The organism is Parapedobacter sp., assembly GCF_035556095.1.
GTDB lineage: Bacteria > Bacteroidota > Bacteroidia > Sphingobacteriales > Sphingobacteriaceae > Parapedobacter.
In genome coordinates this window covers 542,956-559,318 of record NZ_DATMFT010000021.1, presented here as the reverse complement: position 1 = coordinate 559,318, position 16,363 = coordinate 542,956, and the positions used below count along the sequence as shown (strand labels likewise).

At 49.6% G+C, this 16,363-nt stretch carries 14 protein-coding genes; 7 read left to right on the top strand and 7 right to left on the bottom strand.

Annotation, left to right across the window (positions count from 1 at the left end):
* Nucleotides 1-25: 25 nt before the first annotated feature.
* The 7 genes from VNQ80_RS12850 to VNQ80_RS12820 all read right to left on the bottom strand — a co-directional run bounded on the left by VNQ80_RS12850 (nt 26) and on the right by VNQ80_RS12820 (nt 6,652).
* Entirely contained in the window at nt 26-436 is a 411-nt protein-coding gene (locus VNQ80_RS12850) for a DUF6157 family protein (RefSeq protein WP_325639199.1), read from the bottom strand.
* Between the two features lie 5 nt (nt 437-441).
* Nucleotides 442-795 (bottom strand): VOC family protein, encoded by a 354-nt coding sequence (locus tag VNQ80_RS12845; protein ID WP_325639197.1) that lies wholly within the window; start codon nt 793-795, stop codon nt 442-444.
* 81 nt (nt 796-876) lie between these two features.
* On the bottom strand, nt 877-1,440 hold the full coding sequence (locus VNQ80_RS12840; protein WP_325639196.1) for a pentapeptide repeat-containing protein: 564 nt from the start codon (nt 1,438-1,440) through the stop codon (nt 877-879).
* A 138-nt stretch (nt 1,441-1,578) separates the two neighbouring features.
* The gene (locus tag VNQ80_RS12835) at nt 1,579-2,646 is read right to left on the bottom strand and encodes an alpha/beta fold hydrolase (protein WP_325639195.1); all 1,068 of its coding nucleotides are present in this window, start codon (nt 2,644-2,646) and stop codon (nt 1,579-1,581) included.
* A gap of 393 nt (nt 2,647-3,039) precedes the next feature.
* Nucleotides 3,040-3,954, bottom strand: coding sequence for a sugar phosphate isomerase/epimerase family protein (locus tag VNQ80_RS12830; protein ID WP_325639193.1), 915 nt, complete (start codon nt 3,952-3,954; stop codon nt 3,040-3,042).
* Between the two features lie 4 nt (nt 3,955-3,958).
* Entirely contained in the window at nt 3,959-5,281 is a 1,323-nt protein-coding gene (locus tag VNQ80_RS12825) for a Gfo/Idh/MocA family oxidoreductase (RefSeq protein ID WP_325639191.1), read from the bottom strand.
* Between the two features lie 150 nt (nt 5,282-5,431).
* The gene (locus tag VNQ80_RS12820) at nt 5,432-6,652 is read right to left on the bottom strand and encodes an MFS transporter (protein ID WP_325639190.1); all 1,221 of its coding nucleotides are present in this window, start codon (nt 6,650-6,652) and stop codon (nt 5,432-5,434) included.
* 159 nt (nt 6,653-6,811) lie between these two features.
* Between VNQ80_RS12820 and fsa the strand changes: the two genes are divergently transcribed.
* From fsa to VNQ80_RS12785, 7 genes are all read left to right on the top strand, one after another.
* Complete coding sequence (fsa, locus tag VNQ80_RS12815; RefSeq protein ID WP_325639188.1) at nt 6,812-7,471, top strand: fructose-6-phosphate aldolase; 660 nt, start codon at nt 6,812-6,814, stop codon at nt 7,469-7,471.
* Nucleotides 7,472-7,541: 70 nt separating this feature from the next.
* Nucleotides 7,542-8,006 carry a Fur family transcriptional regulator gene (locus VNQ80_RS12810; RefSeq protein ID WP_325639186.1) on the top strand — a complete coding sequence of 155 codons (465 nt, stop codon included), beginning with the start codon at nt 7,542-7,544 and terminating at the stop codon, nt 8,004-8,006.
* A gap of 947 nt (nt 8,007-8,953) precedes the next feature.
* Nucleotides 8,954-11,359, top strand: a complete 2,406-nt coding sequence (gene pbpC, locus VNQ80_RS12805; protein ID WP_325639184.1) for a penicillin-binding protein 1C — start codon at nt 8,954-8,956, stop codon at nt 11,357-11,359.
* Between the two features lie 9 nt (nt 11,360-11,368).
* A complete protein-coding gene (locus VNQ80_RS12800; protein ID WP_325639182.1) occupies nt 11,369-12,082 on the top strand; it encodes a 3'-5' exonuclease in 714 nt (237 codons plus the stop codon).
* Nucleotides 12,083-12,155: 73 nt separating this feature from the next.
* On the top strand, nt 12,156-14,288 hold the full coding sequence (gene rnr / locus VNQ80_RS12795; protein WP_325639180.1) for a ribonuclease R: 2,133 nt from the start codon (nt 12,156-12,158) through the stop codon (nt 14,286-14,288).
* 101 nt (nt 14,289-14,389) lie between these two features.
* A complete protein-coding gene (locus tag VNQ80_RS12790; RefSeq protein ID WP_325639178.1) occupies nt 14,390-14,974 on the top strand; it encodes a TetR/AcrR family transcriptional regulator in 585 nt (194 codons plus the stop codon).
* Between the two features lie 8 nt (nt 14,975-14,982).
* Nucleotides 14,983-16,329, top strand: a complete 1,347-nt coding sequence (locus VNQ80_RS12785; protein WP_325639176.1) for a TolC family protein — start codon at nt 14,983-14,985, stop codon at nt 16,327-16,329.
* The last annotated feature ends 34 nt before the right edge of the window (nt 16,330-16,363 follow it).

The window sequence follows — 16,363 nt, the reverse complement described above, 5'->3', positions numbered from 1 at the left end:
GTATGTGGACTGGACGCTCCACTTCTTAGCGACTTGACTTCATTGCCTTTACTTTTTTTATTGTTGGGTCGGTTGAGAATTTTTGATACGCCGCTGTTTCCATCCCGTAAAGTGCTATTTTCCCTTCGTCATCGCTATGGATCCCGAACCCGTAGGTCTTACCGAGCGGCGACACACGCAAACAGGGTTGCCCTTTTGAGAAAAACTGCGCCCTGGCTAGCCCGTATTCCTTTTCTACCAAACCGTTCCGATCGGCATACACTTGAAACAAAACATCATCCGATGTATATTGGTAAGGATGATTTGCTATGAGGTCGTATTGTAGCTCGGCGACGGATTTCTTAGCCTTACTCGGCGGTTTCATTCCCGCGGTCGCCTTCGTATCTTCCGCGACTTCGATAAACGTATTAAAGTAATTCGTGGTATGCGTTTTCATGCAAACTAAATAGATTGTCCAAATGTGAGCAGATTGCTATCCGGGTCGAGCAATGCAAATTCCCTTTGCCCCCACGGTTTTATCGCCAACGGACCGTTTGGATGGATCAAGCCGATTGTTGAATATAGGTTATACAAACGGTCAATATCATCTGTCCGGATATAAACCTGGCCATAATTTGCTTTTGGTTCGAGGTCTTTAAACTCAAAAAAATGAATCTGTACCTGGTCTTTTTCTACCATTAAGTAGCCGTCAAAATCAGTCGTTCCAAACTCATGGAAGCCTAATTTATTGATATAGAAATCCCTTGTCGTGGCTTTATCGCGCATCGGTAGCTTCGGATGTATTGCTGTCAGCATATTTTTTTATAAAGATGGTTATTTTTTGACAATTCCTGCTGATTAAAGCCGGAGATTCATCAATGTATTGCGGCTTCGACATCATTTTTCAATGTCAATGTCGTATTTACCGAGAAGCCCCGCGATATTTGAAATTGAAAACCGTGCCTTTTTAATACGATTGGCTTCCGGGTCAATGGCGTAATTGTAAGAAGTCCTAAAGTCAACTTTCTCAAGGGTTGTATGGTCGAAAACCGAATGCATAAGGTTGCAGTTATCAAACACGGCGCTGGTCAAATCAGCTTCCACAAAGTCGGTTTCCTGTAACTGCGAATCTTTGAACACGGTCTTTTTAATTTTCATTCTATAAAACGATGAATGATTCAGTTGGCAACCCTCGAAGGAAAAAGCAAGACCAAAGGCATTGCAGGTATCAAACCGAAGCCCGAGCATTTTGCAATCCTTGAATTGGACATCCCGAAACGCCGTTCCACTGAGCTTAGCCAAACTGAAATTGCACCCATTGAAGTTGCAATCCACGAATTTAAACTCCGAAAGGCTATGCCCGGCAAAGTCGCAGCCATTGAAAACGCAATTTTCGTACTCGCCTTTTGCCAGCGAGGCGTTCCGGTCAAACGTCCGGTTCTGAATGTATGTATCTTCCATTCGTTAAGTTTTATTTCAGCTAAGCTATTTCAGCCGCAAAATAGCGCCGTAGTCGTCCGTTTCTTCTTTTCTGATGTTCATATCAGCCGCTTATTAAACAGGTTACTAATTGCCAAACTCATTATTTATATTGCAGGTTTATATCTTCCCAACCCAATCAGTGATTACCGCCCATGCCTTTTTAGACGGCTTGTTGTTTTCGGATGCATCGTAGCGGGGCCGTTTCACCATCCCATCCGATTCCTGAAACGAATGTCCCAAATCGTCCAATACGACGATTTCGTAGTTTCGCTTTCCGATATCCTTGAAGATTTTTTTAATCCCCTCTAAATTGGACTGACAATCCAGCTGGTCGTCCATCTTACCACACATTACCAACGCAGGGCACTTTATTTTGGAATAGTAACGCGCAGGTTCAAATCGCACGTAAGCAATTAGCCGAGGTTTCAACCACATCGCGCGATTGGTGACAACTGCCTCTTCGACAGTTTGATTACCGTACAATTTTGGGTCGAGTTCATACCTCGCCCGCACGTAATTGTCCATGCGGTATTTCAACGAATCTGGATCGTCATAATCGTAAATAAGACTGAGGCTCGTACGAAGACCATCAAACACCGCGGCGCTGTCGGCTTTGGGCAATATATGAAACGTATCTTCTATTTTCCGCTTAGCCTGTTCGAACGCCAAGTCTTTTCCTTTGATGCCCGTGGTAGACAGTAGTACAACAAAAGAAATATCCTGCCGCTCCGAAACGGCAATAGCAGCGGCACTCCCCCCTTCACTGTGCCCTACAAGACCCACAGCGCTAAGGGCGAAGCGATGATCCGACTTAACCGCATCGAATGCACGTAATGCATCATCTTTTTGGATGAACATCGTACTCTTTTCATATCGTAATGTGGTATCTACAAAAGCCCTGTTGTCAAAACGCAATACCGCCACACCGCTTATAGTGAGTGCATCGGCAAGACTTTTATAGACTTCCCCATAGTCGCGGGAAAATGCCTGCGGCGGGGACACCAGAATGGCCACCTTATCGGTTGGCCGAAAAGACGCCGGTATGGTTAATGTGCCGGACAAGACGAGGCTATCGCCTTTGACCGGAAAAGAAAAATCCTCAACCGTATAGGGTTTACCCCCACTTCCCCCGTAGCCGACACCCACAGCAATCAGCAATATTAAATTAAACAATGTTTTCACCATGTCCAGATTTATTTGTAAACGTTCCCCAATGACCCGCTTCCGCGGCGTTATACTATCGTTCCGTTATCAGGTTAATTTGTAAATAAATTCTTCTATTTCCGTTCGCCTAAGTTTTATGTCAAGTTTATTATTCGTCATTTTACGCTGTGTCGGATGGTCGCTTAGCATGTTATAATAATGGTCAACTCATGTGGGTTTCATTCAGCTGATTTATTTTTCAGCAGCAACGACGCTTGTTGATGCACGTTTCCCACGTATACGTTTGTGCCAAAGGTCGAAAAAAAGCCTGATCCATCAGTAATACGAAACCACTAATTCCGAAATTTGGCCAAAAATAAAAGGCTGCCATTAGACAGCCCCTTACACCATAACCGTATCAATGCGTAATACGCTTTAAAGACTGAGAATAGTATCCATCTGACTAGATACCTTCTGCAGGTATTCGCGGTCGCCATCACCCAGCTCAACGGTGAGCCATCCACCTTGGTAATCGATATCGCGGAGTGCCTGCATCACCACCGGCCAGTTGTTGTCGCCCGCGAGTAAATCCACCCCAAACCCTTTCCACAGTCCCTCGTCGTTCATCTTCCCGCGACTGAATTCCTTGGCGTGGAGCTTCACAATACGCCGGTTGAGCTCTGCGATCCAGTGTTCAGGCCAACCGTACCGCAATATGTTGCCGATATCGAAGTACCAGCCTACCAGCGGGTGGTTGATTTCATCAACAAATTGCCGCGCTTCTACCGGACTCAGGATGAAGTTGCTCCATACATTCTCCAAGCCGATTTTCATGCCGGTCTTTTCGGCATGGGGAATCAACTTCCGCACGGAATCCAGTGCATTCCGGTAGGCCACGCCATAGGGAACCTTCTCGTTGACTACACCGGGCACCACCAATACCGTGTCGCCACCGAGTGCTTTCACATCCGCTAACGACTTGGCAACCGAATCGATGATGAACTGCCGCACTTCCGGATCGGGATCGGACAACGGCTTGCTCCAATGATCTTTGTTGACCACGCTGGGTATTTCGATGCCCGATTTCTCCTTCGCCGCTAGCAATTCATCCAGACTGAAATCCACCGGACTATTGAACTCAACACCGTCGAAGCCCAGATCCTTCGCCAGCTTACACTTGTCGACCAACGAAAGCTCCTCCTTGATCATGTAGAAGCTAACGCCCTTTTTCAGCTTCAACGTGTTGCTCGTTTGGCTTGCCATCAGCGGGCTGTTGCCGCCAAGTGCCGGGGCAATCACGGCCCCACCCGTCAATAGCGATGCTGATTTTATAAATTTCTTCCTGTCCATAGCGTTAAATCGTTGTGTTTTCGCCAGGGATGGCAATGGGAAAATCGTATTTCATATCCCACGATACATTTCCGGGGAACAACACCTCGTTGGATGCCAGCGCCGCCTCAAGTGAAACGGCTTGGCCTGTGTAGCCTGCCATCCTACCTGCCAAGGCCACGAGATTCGATTTCACCATCCAGTCGCCGTCGTTCATTGGTTTGTTTGCCCTGATAGACGCAAAGAGCTCATCGTGTTCTTGCTGGTACATGCCCCTTGAGTTGCTTTCCTTATAGGCATTTTCATCGGTGAACTTCGTGCTATCATCATACTTCCACGGGTTCCTTCCTGTGATATCATGCCCGCCCGTGCGGCAGTCCACGATACACTTGCCCTGATCCCCCACGAGTTCCACGGCATAAGCGGGCTCGGTATTGTTCTGCTGCCGGCATGAGAAATAGGCCTTCGTGCCATCATCGTATTGGTACACCATCGCAAAATGGTCATATACATTACCAAACTTAGGGTCCACCCGCTTTTGGCGGCCACCGCTGCCTGTTACGCTCACGGGCAATTTATCTCCCAGTGCCCATTGCATCATATCTAAGCTGTGAATAGCCTGTTCGATGATGTGATCGCCTGAAAGCCAATTATAGTACAACCAATTCCGCAGCTGGTATTCGAAATCCGTCCAACCGGGTTGCCGCTCTTTATACCACAGCTCTCCCGTGTTATAACTGCTTTCGGCCGTGAGTACCCGGCCAATCTGCCCATCAAGCACACGACTGAATGTCTCACGCTTCGGAAGGTGGTAGCGCCAGCAAAATCCGGAGACGAGTGATAGGTTCTTCGCCTTCGCCTGCTTTGATGATTCGATAACCCGACGTAGGCCCGGCCCGTCCACAGCGAATGGCTTCTCACAGAAAACGTGCTTACCCGCGTTCACGGCAGCTTCCAGGTGGTCAGCCCGGAATGCGGGCGGTGCGGCGAGCAGTACCACATCCACGTCGAGGTCGACCAATTGCTGATAGGCATCGAGTCCGACCAGTTTGCGGCGCTTGTTCACCTGTATTTTCTTACCAAACTTTTCCTTCAGGGTGGTAAAGGACTGTTCGAGTTGGTCATCGAAAGCATCGGCCATGGCATACAGTACAACGTTGGGATCAGCGTTAAGCGCCTCCATGGCTGCGGCGGTACCCCTGCCCCCACAACCAACGAGGCCTACCTTCAGGGTCTTTGAATTGAGTGTCCAAATGGAATTGGATCCAAATGCGTAATCAGCGGCAACCGCTCCGGCGATGGTGGTCAACCCCGCTGTTCTTAAAAACCGTCTTCTCGAATAGTTCATATGAATCATTAAAATGGATAATTGATTATTGGCTAATTCATAGCCGCTTAAGCTCACAAATATTGAAAAAATAAAGTTGGACACCAAGCACAAAACCGCCTACAGCTATTTTTACGTTCAATCAATCGATTGTTCTATTTTTACCGATCGTTATATCGGCACGTATTTACGATTAATGTGCCGCCAAATGTATCCCATGAACGCCACTACGACCAGCACGCCGGCCACGCCTTGCAGCAAGAGTGTGTAATGAATACCCCACGCACTGGCCATTGCCCCCACCAAAAGGCTCCCAAGCGGGAATATCCCCTGGAAGGCCATGATGTAATAGCTGATGGCGCGCGCGCGGTACACGGGCATGGCGTGGGTTTGGATGTAGGTATTGATGCTCGAATTTTGCACCATCATCCCCATGGCAGCGAGCAGCGTGCTAACCAATGCCAACGGCAACCATGAGGCAAACGAAAGGGCGAGGATACCTACCGCCAATAAGCCGGAAGCTTTCATCACGCGGAAGCGTAGGTTGGTACCCATCCGCGTTTTGGCCATGTAAATGGCACCCGCCATTGCCCCTAGCCCTGCGGCGCTCTCAAACCAGCTGAAGGTGGTGGCATCGCCATCAAACATCTCGCGGGCAATAACCGGCAGCAACGTGGTGTAGGGAATCACCAGCAGACTGGATGCCGCAAGTAGCATAATCAACGATGAGATATGCGGTGAATGCCGCAGGTAGCTAAATCCTTCCTTGAGCCCTTGCCACGTGCTTTCCTTTCGCGCAACGGAACGCTGCGGTTTCAACCGCATAAGGAGCAATGATGCGATGACTGCAAAGAAGCTGATGAAATTGATCCCGAAACACACTGCTTCGCCATACGTACTCAGCAATATCCCACCCAGTGCTGGCCCTACCATCCGGGCGGCGTTGAAAGCCGACGAATTGAGCGCGATGGCATTGGGCAGGTCTGCTTTATTATCCACCAGCTCCACCATGAGCGATTGCCGTGCAGTCACATCGAACGTGTTGATTATCCCCTGCGCCAGACTGAGCACCCCAATCCACCATACGTTGTAATAGCCGAAAAAAACCATTGACGCGAGTGCTCCGGCTTGGAGCATCAAACCGATTTGGGTAAGCAGTACAATACGGTATTTCTGGTGCCTATCTACAAAACTCCCGATAAAGGGCGATAAAACCAACGAGGGGATCAGCGAAACAAATGAGACCACGCCGAGCACCAACGCCGATTCGGTAAGCCGGTAAACGAGCCAGCTCACTGCGATACGTTGCATCCATGTACCCATCAGGGAAATGGCTTGGCCTGTGAAATGCAGTCGGTAGTTGCGATGCGTTAATGCACGGAAGATATTCACTCGATGATAAGTACAAAAGTCATACCACGCAAGCATATATTTAAAACGCCAAAACAACTACAATTTTTCGTTATTCGGGTTATTATCGCTAATTTTACGGGCTGTATAGCAACGTTTACAGCTAGTTAACACGTACATTATTTTATATCATTCAAAAACATGAAGTTTTTTATAGACACCGCTAATCTGCAACAAATTAAAGAAGCCCAAGACCTGGGCGTGTTGGATGGCGTAACGACCAACCCAAGTTTGATGGCCAAAGAAGGCATCACCGGCGAACAGAATATCATCAACCACTACAAAGCCATCTGCGAAATTGTTGACGGCGACGTCAGCGCGGAGGTCATATCTACGGATTTCGACAACATCATCAAAGAAGGCGAAGCATTGGCCAAACTCCACGACCGCATCGTGGTAAAAGTACCGATGATCAAGGAAGGCGTTAAAGCGATCAAGTACTTTAGCGATAAAGGCATCAGAACCAACTGTACGCTGGTATTTTCTGCCGGACAGGCCCTATTGGCTGCAAAAGCCGGAGCCACCTATGTGTCGCCGTTCCTGGGCCGCTTGGACGATATTTCGACCGATGGTCTTGCCTTGATCGAGGATATCCGTTTGATCTATGACAATTACGGTTATGAGACACAAATATTGGCAGCTTCCATCCGCCACGTGATGCACATCGTAGAGTGTGCTAAAATCGGTGCCGATGTGATGACCGGACCGCTATCGGCTATATTAGGCTTGCTCAAACACCCGCTTACCGACAATGGACTGGCGCAATTTTTGGCAGACCACGCTAAAGCCGCAGGTAAGTAAACACTTTTCAAAAGGAGTGTGTCTCAAAATAGCTTATCTTTTGAGGCACGCCCCTTATTAATTTAATAAAATGATGTTGACCGCAATAGCAAATACACGGAAAGAGAACGCCAACGAGCGGTTCGCACCCCTATTGCGCCGCAACAAACTCAAGGTAACGCAGCCCCGTCTGCAGGTACTGCAAATCATCTCCGAAAAAGATACGGCTATTTCCCAGCCCGAACTGGAGAAACTTCTGGGCGACTCCGTGGACCGCGTAACGCTTTACCGAGTATTGGCCACCTTCGAAGAGAAAGGCATCCTCCATAAGATATTCGACCTGCACGGCACGGCTACCTATGCGCTCTGCTCTACCGATTGCGACGAACACCAACACCAGGACGAACACGTGCACTTTATCTGCTCGGCTTGCAACAGCATCTACTGCTTGGAGGACTTCAAGATACCGAAAATCAACCTGCCCGAAGGATACCTGCTTCACGCTGTGGGCGTCAATGCCGTAGGGCTCTGTGCACAGTGTAACGCCTCAGGGTAGTAGCTATCCTATACCGGTTGAATGGGGTTCCATCCTCTTCCAATTCAGGGGAGCATCGAATCGAGCCGGGGCAATTGCATTTAAATAATATGACTTATATCCCGAAGGCGTCCGATTGACGCGGTAGGCATTGCGAACATGCCACTGTATTACCGGATAGCCGTGTCCTATCCCGGATATATACGCTATAGACACCCTACATCCGATTCTCCTTAGCCATGCTTACCATATATGGGAACGGCAGGGATGATGCCCATGGGTCGTAGGCCCCTATAGGGGCAGCGGAGGGACATCAAAGGGACATGGGATGGACTAGGCATATTTCAACTGTCAAATTCCGCCCAATCTCCAAAATGGACCGACGAAACCATCAACATTCCCGCAACGAAGCTCAATGTTTTAAAAAAAATTTCGTTCATCGTTTCCCAAGCTGTCCTCAGCCAAATGAGCGTGATGGAGATCTTTAGTATGAAACGACATCGGAATTTATGCCACGTTATTTTGTAGACGAGGGAACCCGTACTGCAAAAATAGCCATGGAAACTAGCACGCAACGTCAAGGAAGATCTGATGCGATACAACATCATCGCAAGAAGCTAAAACAGTCTATTATTCATTGCTAATAGAACTATCTTAATATTCTTATAAATTTAATATACAATATATTAGATATAATAAAAAACAAAATTAGTTTATATAAATAATTTAGCCAACGGTAGTACTGACGATAAAATCAACCGTCACACAGCCTAAAACCGTTAAAACGCCCCTTGGCTAAAAAAAACAAACCAATATTTTGCTAAAATTTAATCTATATGAATCTCAATAAGCTTTACATCAAATCTATTACAAATATAATCTGAACTAATTGATTATATTACATTTTTAGCATCAAGTAGATTCGGCCTTCACGCCTGCGGGCATCGATATTTTCGTATTTTAGCGGAGTGATCAGGTGGGTATCCAAACAAGTGCAACGATTCGTTAGCCGCTACAAAACCAGAAGTGGCATCATCGCTCTCGCAGTCGCCGCAACGCTGCTGCTGTTGTTCTACCTGGCACTTCCAAAACCGTTGTTCCGCTCCCCTACTTCATTCGTCATCGAAGACGCCTCGGGCAAACTGCTTGCTGCATCTATTGCGGCCGATGGCCAATGGCGCTTCCCGGCTACAGGAGAAGTGCCGAAAAAATTTGCCAAGTGCATCACAACCTTCGAAGATAAACGTTTCTATTATCATCCCGGTGTAGACCCCATCGCACTGGCGCGCGCCATCCGGCAGAATATCGTTGGCGGCCGGGTCGTCAGCGGTGGCAGCACCATCAGTATGCAGGTAATCCGCATGAGCCGTAGCCAAGACCGTACACTATGGCAAAAATTGATCGAAGCGTTCCTAGCCGTGCGGCTGGAAGCAGGTTACAGCAAAGCCGATATCTTGGCACTCTATGCGGCAAATGCCCCGTTTGGAAGCAACGTGGTGGGACTCGATGCAGCGGCCTGGCGCTACTTCGGTCGTGCACCCGAGCAACTATCGTGGGCGGAGAATGCTGTACTGGCCGTACTGCCTAATGCCCCCGCACTTATCCATCCGGGGCGCAACCGTGGCCAGCTGCTCACCAAACGCAACAATTTGCTGGATAAGCTCGCATCAACCGGCACGATAGATCAGCAGACGGCCGACCTAGCCAAGCTGGAACCCCTGCCCGATAAACCACACCCACTGCCACGACTTGCCCCCCACCTGCTGGAGCGCTTTAAACAGGAATACACCACGCTCAAACTGCACACCACCCGTGCCGCCACGACGATTAATGCGTCCTTGCAGCAACAGGTGGCCGACATCGTAGACCGCTACCATCGCAACCTCAGCGCCAACGGCATCCAAAATGCTGCTGCACTGGTACTGGAGGTGGAGACGGGTAAAACCCTCGCATACATAGGCAATGTACACACGCCGCAAAACAGTAGCGCGGAAAGCCAGGTAGACATGATTACGTCGCGTCGAAGTCCGGGGAGCACGCTAAAACCCATACTCTACGCGGCCATGCTTACCGATGGATTGATCCTGCCGAACACGCTCATCGCTGATGTGCCCACCCAGATCGGCGGTTATACCCCGCAGAATTATGATCTGGGGTACGACGGTGCCATACCCGCTTCGCGGGCACTGAGCCGATCACTCAACATCCCCGCGGTGAAGATGCTGCAGCAATATAAGTACCAACGCTTCCACCCCTTCCTCAGGTCCGTGGGCATCCAAACACTCAATCGCCCAGCCGATTTCTACGGGCTATCGATGATCCTGGGCGGATGCGAAGTTACACCATGGCAACTAGCTGGTACCTATGCCAGTATGGCCCGAGTCCTAAACCATTACGAACGGTACGAAACCAACTATAACCGCGCCGACTACCACGACCCGCTTTACCTCGAAAGCGCACATGAGCCACCCGGGGAATCTATCGAACGTGCGTCCATTATCGACCATGCCTCGCTCTACTTTACCTTCCAAGCCATGAATGAGGTGATGCGTCCAGGTGAAGAGGCTTTATGGGAACAGTTTGCCTCCTCCAAGAAAATCGCTTGGAAAACAGGTACGAGCTTCGGTTTCCGCGATGGGTGGGCGGTGGGCCTCACGCCCGCACACGTGGTGTGCGTATGGGTGGGCAACGCCGATGGTGAAGGACGGCCGGGCCTGACTGGAATTAACACAGCTGCGCCGATATTGTTCGATATTTTTGACCTCCTGCCGTCGCCGGGATGGTTTAGCCCGCCTGTGGATCGCATGGTGCAAACGGCGGTATGCACCCAAAGTGGCCACCTCGCCAGCCCGGATTGCCCCAATCCCGATACGCTATACATCCCCGTACCGGGCCATCGCTCTACCGTGTGCCCCTACCACCGGACCATACACACCAACCGTGAGGGTACGCTCCGCGTAACGGCCGATTGCACTGCTCCTGGCGACATCGTGGCTGCCAAGTGGTTTATACTGCCGCCGGCCATGGAATATTATTATAAACCACGGCACAGCAATTACCACGAGCTGCCACCTTATGCGCCGGGATGCACGGACAATTCGCCGGGCTTGGTAATGGAAATGATATATCCGAAAAATAATGCGAGAATTTACATACCTTTAGAAATTGATGGGAAGCGCGGGCAGGTGATTTTCAATGCGGCCCACCGCAGACGCGGCAGCAAAATATTCTGGCACCTTGACGATACGTTTGTCGGTGAAACGGAAACGTCCCACCAACTGGCGCTCGAAATATCTCCAGGAGAACACCGCATTACATTAGTGGACGATGATGGGACACGCATTAGCCAGCGATTTGCAATCTTAGCAAAATAGTGAAATAATATGCTCGAAACGGTAGACCTGCAACAAGTAATGGTATTGGATATCGAAACGGTCAGCCAACAAGCTACTTTCGATGAGTTGTCCGACCTTTTCAAGGAGCTGTGGGCTCATAAGGTACGCAACACGCTGGAGGCAGAGCAAACAGCCGCTGATGTATACCCCAACGCAGGGTTGCATGCCGAGTTCGGTAAAATCATTTGCATATCCGTGGGTGTGTTCAACCAGCGTCAGGGTCAGCTAGGCTTCCGCCTGAAATCATTTGCCCACGCTGATGAACGGGAGCTGCTGATAGCCTTCTCCAACTTGATGCAGGCACAACCAGCCAGCCTGATGCTTTGCGGCCACAACGGCAAAGCCTTCGATTTTCCCTACCTATGCCGACGGATGATCATCAACGGACTTCCACTCCCGGCCCAACTGGATGTATGGGGCAAAAAGCCCTGGGAAATCAACCATCTGGACACGATGGATCTTTGGCGATTCGGCGATTTCAGGAGTTACGTCTCCCTTAACCTCATGGCGGCAGCCTTGGGCATCCCCTCGCCCAAAGACGATATCAGCGGCGGAGATGTATACCGGGTGTACTACGAAGAAAACGATTTGGAGCGTATCCGCGTTTACTGCGAAAAGGATGTGCTCACCACGGCACAAATCTTGCGGCGGTTGCGCAACGAATCGCCAATCGCTCAAGAGGCCGTTAGTTATGCAGGTTAAGACAATAAACATGAGACGTGAGACATTAGACCGGGCAGTCTGATGTTTCAAATCACAAATCTCAAATCAAAATATGGCAAATAAAAAAAACAACGCATTCAAACACGTACTTACCCAACTGATTTCCGATCTAATAGAGAAATCGGGCAATAAGGCGATGAATTATAAGCAGGTGGCAGCCAAACTTAACTTGGCCGACAGCGAGTCGCGCGAGGCCATCCGCGACATCCTGCAGGAGGAGGCACAAACTGGTGGGCTCTTCAAGGAAGTAGAAAAAGGTAAATACACCCTTAAGGAACTTAAAGCATTCGTCATCGGCAAAGTAGACATGACCGCCGACGGGTCGGCTTTCATCGTATCGGAAGATGAGTTTGAGGACGACATTTACATTGCACCACGGAAACTTCGCCAAGCCCTACATGGCGACCGTGTGAAAGTGCATACGTACGAAAAACGGCGCGGCAAGCGCAAGGAAGGCGAAGTAGTGGAAATACTCGAACGGGCGCGCACCGAATTCACAGGAACCATCGCCATCTCCCCCCGCTTTGCGTTCCTCAATGCAGACGACCGCAAGATGCTGCATGACATCTTTGTGCCGTTGGCCGACCTCAACGGTGCCCAAGACGGCGAAAAAGTCGTGGTGGCTATCACCGAGTGGCCGCGCGACGGTAAGAACCCTGTGGGTAAGGTGACTTTTGTGCTGGGCAAAAAAGGGGAGAACGACACCGAAATGAATGCCATCTTGGCCGATTTCGGCTTCCCGCTCGAGTTTCCCAAAGCTGTGGAAAATGCGGCGGCGGGGTTCAGCGCCGAAATACCGGCCGAAGAAATCGCCAAACGCCGCGACTTCCGGCCGGTCACCACGTTCACCATCGACCCGGAGGATGCCAAGGATTTCGACGATGCCATTTCTTTCGAGCAGCTGCCCAACGGCCACTACGAAATCGGCATACACATTGCCGACGTAAGCCATTTTGTGCGGCCCGACTCACCACTCGACAAGGAAGCCTACGAAAGGGGCACCTCCGTTTACCTGGTAGACCGTGTAATCCCCATGCTTCCTGAACGCTTGTCGAACGACCTGTGCTCCCTCCGGCCAAACGAAGACCGCCTCGTATTCTCAGCGGTGTTCGAAATGGACAGCAACGCCAACGTGATACGCGATTGGTTCGGAAAAGGCATCATCCATTCCAATCGACGGTTCAGCTATGAAGAGGCTCAGGAAATCATCGAACAGCAATCTGGTGAGTTCAGCACCGAACTACACACCCTCAACAACCTAGCCTATATCTTGCGCGACCGCAAATTCAAACATGGGGCCATCAGCTTCGAAACTACCGAAGTGAAGTTCCATCTCGACGCAGCCGGCAAACCTTTAGGTGTATACGTAAAGGAGCGTAAAGACGCCCACAGGCTCATTGAAGACTTCATGTTGCTGGCTAACCGCCGGGTAGCCGAATTCATTGGTAAACAGGGCAAAAGCGGAAACAGAAAAACATTCGTGTACCGTGTGCACGATGTACCCAAGGAAGAGAGCATCACTGCTTTCGCCCAATTTGCAGCCCGCTTCGGTTATAAAATCAATACCAAATCCGACCGCGAAACCGCCAAGTCGCTCAATACACTGATGGAGCGCGTGGAAGGCACCAAAGAACAGAACGTGTTGACCACCCTCGCCATACGGTCCATGGCAAAAGCCATCTATACGACCAAAAAGACCAGTCACTACGGTCTGGCGTTCGATTACTACACGCACTTCACCTCACCCATCCGCCGCTATCCCGACGTGATGGTGCATCGCCTGCTTGAACATTACCTGGCCAGTGGCAAATCTGTCAATGCCGAAGCGTATGAAAAGCAATGCGAGCATGCCTCACAAATGGAGAAACGGGCCGCCGACGCCGAACGGGCATCGGTGAAATACAAACAGGCGGAGTTCTTGCAAGACCAGGTGGGCGAAACGTTCACCGGCATTATTTCCGGTGTAACCGAATGGGGTATGTACGTGGAAATTGAGGAAAACAAATGTGAAGGTATGGTGCGCTTACGCGACATTACTGACGACTTCTACGCGCTGGATGAAAAAAACTACGCCATCATCGGCCAACGGCGCAAAAAACGGTATCAATTGGGCGATGAAGTGCAGATACGCGTAAAGAAAGTGGATCTCGCCAAACGGCAGATCGACTTCACGCTTGTTTCGTGACCGCCATGGCGATTGACCTTTTGACGGCTATTGTCAAATTTCCGTTATTAATGGGTTAAACCTCGTCATTTTCGCAAATAATGTTTTCCTTTGCCACCCGAATGAACGTTCAATTAAGCACGGAAACAACAGCGAAAAAGCGATCTATATTTGAAAGCACCCTACGTCTGATCAAGGAATTTGGCTTCCACGGCACGCCGATGAGCCAAATTGCACAGGAGGCGGGCGTCGCAACGGGTACTATTTACCATTATTTCACCTCAAAAGACCAACTAATCGTCGAGCTCTACCACTATACAAGGGAGCGGATGCAACAGGTCATCTTCAAGGATAACGATCGTGCCCTGCCCTACCCAGAGCGGTTTACCGCCGTGTGGATGAACCTGGTGAAATATTATATACAGCATCCGGAAGTATTGAGTTTTCTCGAACAGTTTTTTTCCTCTCCTTATGTAAAGGATGTTTACCCGGAAGACCGCGTATGCTTCCAAGATGAAGTATCGGTATTCCTGAAACAGGGCGTCCAAGAAGGTTATGTCAAGCCTTTGGATATCAATATCATCAGTGCAGCGTACATCGGCACCGTATCGGCAACGGCCAAACGAAATATCCACGGGCGGTTTGCGTTAAAAGAAGAAGACCTCAAAAAGATGATCGCCATCATCTGGGATGGCATCAAGAATTGATTAGTAATATGACGACAACGGCAAATATGTATTTAAAGAGACTTGTTTACAGCACCCTATTCGTTATCAGCGGAAGCATGTTTTCGCCGTCGCTGGCACAGGAAAGCGCCCCTGATCTGCCCGAACGTGCGCGGCTGCAAGACCTGATCGATTTCGCGCTCGATAACCGGGCGACGATACAACAGGCAATATTGGATGAGGAGATCGGTGAACGTGAAATAGCGTCGGCACTCTCGGGATGGTACCCCCAGATTAATGCCACCGGCACTTATAATTACAACGTTAAAATCCCTACCACGGTAATTGGCGACCAGGTTATCGCGATGGGGCAAAAACATTCCAGTGCGGTGGTACTACAGGCCGACCAGCAACTGCTTAATCCCGGACTGATGCAGGCCTCGAAAGCGGCCCGCTACATCCGGCAACAAAATGCACTGAATACGGAAAACAGCACCATCAATACCGTAGTAGAAGTGAGCAAAGGCTATTATGACATCCTTACCAGCGAAGAGCAGCTGAACATCATCGGGGAAAACCTCCAACGCATAGAAAGGCAGCTGGCTGATGCACGGGCTCGGTATGAAACCGGTATCGTAGACAACATCGACTACAAGCGGGCGGAAATTACACGGGCCAATACAAAAGCCGAACAAAAGCGTGTGGCCGAAATGCTCAACTACAAATATGCTTACCTGAAGGAGTTGATCGGTTTGGAAGCGGAGCAGTCATTATCCTTGTCGTTTGAAGATACGGCTATGGAACAGGAAATCCTGCTGGACACCGCGCAGACCGTCAACCTAGAAAACCGCGTGGAATTCCGGCAACTGCAAACGCTCAAACAACTCCAACAGGTAAACACCCAGTATAACAAATGGACGTTCCTGCCAAATTTATCGGCATTCTACAATTATGCGTGGGATTTTCGCGATAACCATTTCTCAGACCTATACAATCCGGCGTTTCCTCGGTCTGTTTTTGGTCTCACGCTCAACGTGCCCATCTTCCAGGGCACCAAACGCATCCAGGAAATCCGGAAGTCCAAGCTACAAGAGGAGCGTATCGACTGGGATATTTTCAACCTGAAAAACCAAATCAATACGCAATATCAAATGGCCATGGCTACATACAAGGCAAACCTCAATGATTGGACCACGGCGCAGTACAATATGGTATTAGCCGAAGAAGTATATAATACGCTAAAATTACAATACGACGAGGGTATCAAGACGTATCTCGATCTGATGACAGCCGAGACGGATTTACGTACTGCCCAAATCAACTACCTCAACGCGCTGTTTGCAGTGCTTTCCGGAAAGCTGGAGGTACAACGCGCATTAGGATCGATATTGGATTAGTGGGGAGACTTTGGACATTAAACATTAGACACGA

What these genes read in the sequence shown, in the direction of transcription:
- VNQ80_RS12850 (WP_325639199.1), bottom strand. Translation starts at nt 436, where the DNA reads ATGAAAACGCATACCACGAATTACTTTAATACGTTTATCGAAGTCGCG.
- VNQ80_RS12845 (WP_325639197.1), bottom strand. Translation starts at nt 795, where the DNA reads ATGCTGACAGCAATACATCCGAAGCTACCGATGCGCGATAAAGCCACG.
- VNQ80_RS12840 (WP_325639196.1), bottom strand. Translation starts at nt 1,440, where the DNA reads ATGGAAGATACATACATTCAGAACCGGACGTTTGACCGGAACGCCTCG.
- VNQ80_RS12835 (WP_325639195.1), bottom strand. Translation starts at nt 2,646, where the DNA reads ATGGTGAAAACATTGTTTAATTTAATATTGCTGATTGCTGTGGGTGTC.
- VNQ80_RS12830 (WP_325639193.1), bottom strand. Translation starts at nt 3,954, where the DNA reads ATGGACAGGAAGAAATTTATAAAATCAGCATCGCTATTGACGGGTGGG.
- VNQ80_RS12825 (WP_325639191.1), bottom strand. Translation starts at nt 5,281, where the DNA reads ATGAACTATTCGAGAAGACGGTTTTTAAGAACAGCGGGGTTGACCACC.
- fsa (WP_325639188.1), top strand. Translation starts at nt 6,812, where the DNA reads ATGAAGTTTTTTATAGACACCGCTAATCTGCAACAAATTAAAGAAGCC.
- VNQ80_RS12810 (WP_325639186.1), top strand. Translation starts at nt 7,542, where the DNA reads ATGATGTTGACCGCAATAGCAAATACACGGAAAGAGAACGCCAACGAG.
- VNQ80_RS12800 (WP_325639182.1), top strand. Translation starts at nt 11,369, where the DNA reads ATGCTCGAAACGGTAGACCTGCAACAAGTAATGGTATTGGATATCGAA.
- rnr (WP_325639180.1), top strand. Translation starts at nt 12,156, where the DNA reads ATGGCAAATAAAAAAAACAACGCATTCAAACACGTACTTACCCAACTG.
- VNQ80_RS12790 (WP_325639178.1), top strand. Translation starts at nt 14,390, where the DNA reads ATGAACGTTCAATTAAGCACGGAAACAACAGCGAAAAAGCGATCTATA.
- VNQ80_RS12785 (WP_325639176.1), top strand. Translation starts at nt 14,983, where the DNA reads ATGACGACAACGGCAAATATGTATTTAAAGAGACTTGTTTACAGCACC.